This is a genomic window from Enterococcus sp. GC34, from assembly GCF_040886645.1.
GTDB classification, from domain to species: Bacteria; Bacillota; Bacilli; order Lactobacillales; family Enterococcaceae; genus Enterococcus; species Enterococcus faecalis.
The window spans coordinates 1-2720 of the sequence record NZ_JBFOEF010000025.1; the positions used below are offsets into that span (position 1 = coordinate 1).

The 2720-nt window shown below is 31.7% G+C and carries 1 protein-coding gene and 2 pseudogenes; 1 reads left to right on the top strand and 2 read right to left on the bottom strand.

From position 1 onward, the window contains the following. A pseudogene (locus AB3I72_RS13725) lies at positions 1 to 1108 on the top strand (restriction endonuclease); the annotation flags it as partial. Between the two features lie 93 nt (positions 1109 to 1201). On the opposite strand, the gene AB3I72_RS13730 reads toward AB3I72_RS13725, so the two are convergent. Further along, the gene (locus AB3I72_RS13730) at positions 1202 to 1456 is read right to left on the bottom strand and encodes a BREX-1 system adenine-specific DNA-methyltransferase PglX (RefSeq protein WP_261998422.1); all 255 of its coding nucleotides are present in this window, start codon (positions 1454 to 1456) and stop codon (positions 1202 to 1204) included. A 135-nt stretch (positions 1457 to 1591) separates the two neighbouring features. Beyond that, positions 1592 to 2720: pseudogene (locus AB3I72_RS13735) on the bottom strand (restriction endonuclease); the annotation flags it as partial.

The following is a 2720-nucleotide window of genomic DNA, read 5'->3' on the forward strand; positions in this document are numbered from 1 at the left end:
GTCATCGGGATTTAATCCTGTCCTATCTCGTTTTGCTAAAACTAACTATCCAAATTCAAAAAGCGATTTATTTGCTATGTTTATTGAACGTTGGAATAAATCAATAAAGTCAGATGGGTATAATTCATTAGTCACGATGCAATCATGGATGTTTCTCTCAAGTTATGAAAATATGCGCAAAAATATTATTTTAAATTATACAATTAATAATATGATGCACATGGAAAATATGGTAATGGGAATTGCATTTGGAACCGTAGTTACAATCTTTCAAAAAGTCTGCTTAAAAAACTTTAAAGGAACCTATCATCAGATTAAAACTGAAGATGTATCAAACGGGAAAATTCCATCGATTATTCCTATTCCTGGAAATCGTTTTAATCAAATTAACCAGAACGAATTTAATAAAATCCCAGGTCAACCAATTTCGTATTGGGTAAGCGAAAATCTTATTCATGATTTTGTTGTAGGAAAACGAATGGATGAAATTGTTGAACCTAAACAAGGGTTAGCTACCGCTAATAACAATCGTTTTTTACGAGAATGGTGGGAAGTTGATATTAATCGCATAAAATTTGATGCAACTTCCATCAGTGATTCTGTAAATTCTGGTAAAAAATGGTTTCCTTACAATAAAGGTGGCGCATTTCGTCGATGGTACGGCAATTACGATTACGTTGTAAATTGGGAAAATGACGGGCAAGAAATTAGAAATTTCGTGGATGATAAGGGGAAACTTCGATCTCGACCACAAAATACCGAATATTACTTCAAAGAAGCGATAACATGGGGAAAAGTGTCTAGTTCAACTAGTTCATTTAGATGGAAGGAAGAAGGAAACATCTTTGCTGATGCTGGAATGAGTATTTTTTTTGAAGATACCATGAAAAATTATATACTCGGTCTGTTAAATTCAAAAGTAGCAAATGAATTTTTAAAAATACTATCCCCTACTATGAACTATGAAGTAGGACACATCTCTCACTTCCCTGTACTAGAACCTATTATTGAAGATATGTTTCAAGTTAACAACTGTATAAGTATCGCAAAAAATGATTGGGATTCACTAGAGATTTCGTGGAACTTTAAACATAGTCCTTTAACATAAGCACAAGCCACAGAAGTATAGATTACACCAAAAAACACAAGCAAAAAAGTATTCTTTGTTTGTGTTTTTTGGTGTAATCATATCTTATAACATTTATAACAGGAAACATTTTTTAAAATTCCAAGAAGTTTCAAAAGAATCCCAATCTTTTTTCGAAAAAGCGATATTTTTAAGAGCAATATCCTCTGTTAACTCTTTGTGATCAATTAGAACTGGAAAAGATTGAAAGTTTCCAATCTGTAAGCTTATAGTTGGATTCAATACTTTAAATATATGATTTCCAACAGGGGTATTTAAGACACCTAAAACATAAAATAAATGTTCATTAACATTTTCGAAAGCCTCCATTCCTTTGACATCGTGAATACTACCATGCTCTCTATACCGAAGAGAAAACTTTGAGCTCGTGATATCAGACCATGTTATCGCTTCTTTGAAGTGATATTTGGTATTTTTCTTACTGCAGTTAAATTATCCATAAATTTATATCATAGGATGTTTCTTAAAATCCCAAGAAATCTCATAAGCATCCCAATCTACCTTTGAAATAAAAATTAAATATTTAACCTTTTTTGTTATTTCCTTCTCAAAGTCTAAATTCATAACCATAGAAGCAACAGTACCAGGCTGATAATTCATAGTTGGATTTATTAACTGGAAAACCATATTTGTGAGGGGAGAGTTTAAAATTCCAAGTATATAATGTGTATCTTTTTTATCTTTTGCAAAAATTTTACTTCCAGCATTATCAAACAATGAGTGAGCAGAGTATCTGCAAGAGAAACTTCCTGATGATAGAGCAGACCAGGTTATCCCCTCTTTAAAAATATAATCTAAGTTGTAATTATGACTTCGAATTTTTCCGTTTTTATCTTTAAAGTGTTGAATTTCATAACCATCAAAATTCCAATTTACGAGATACTCATTGTTTCCGAACCAACGTCTAAATTTTCCGCCTTTATCGTATGGAAACCATTTTTTTTTAGAAAATTTAGCTTCTAAATGATTATTAGAAGAAAAGTTAGTGTTATTGACATCGACTTCATGCCACAATCTTAAAAAACGACTATTATCAGCTGTAGCCATACCCAGTCTTGCATCACCGTATTCAGAAATCGACTTATTTTCAAAAATTTTTATTACATTTTCGCTTACCCAATACGAAATTGGTTGACCTGGGATTTTAGCAAAATTATCTTGAACGGTTTGGTAAAGATAATCAACGTTTCTCTTTTCGATTGCTTCGAGCGACTTTGTTTCTTTTAGTTCATGATTAACAAAATCGACAAGTCTTAAATAACTTCCAACATGTCCTTTATGTTCAAGAGGGGACATTATAAATGCAGTAGTCTGAACAACTTCACCACCAATTTCTTCAAATGCACGCGTTCCCAAATGAATCATGTTGATAATAGTTTGTTGATTAATTTTATGACGTAATTTTTCAAAGCTTGATAAAAACATCCAAGCATGTTGCGTAATCATAGAATAGTACCCAGAGGATTTTATCATTTTTTTAAGTCGCTCAATAAATACACCAAAAAGGTCACTCTTGCTATCAGGGTAAGCTTTTTTTATAAAATTAGACAAATTTTTGTTCATTCCAGAACTA

What these genes read in the sequence shown, in the direction of transcription:
- AB3I72_RS13730 (WP_261998422.1), bottom strand. Translation starts at nt 1,456, where the DNA reads ATGGAGGCTTTCGAAAATGTTAATGAACATTTATTTTATGTTTTAGGT.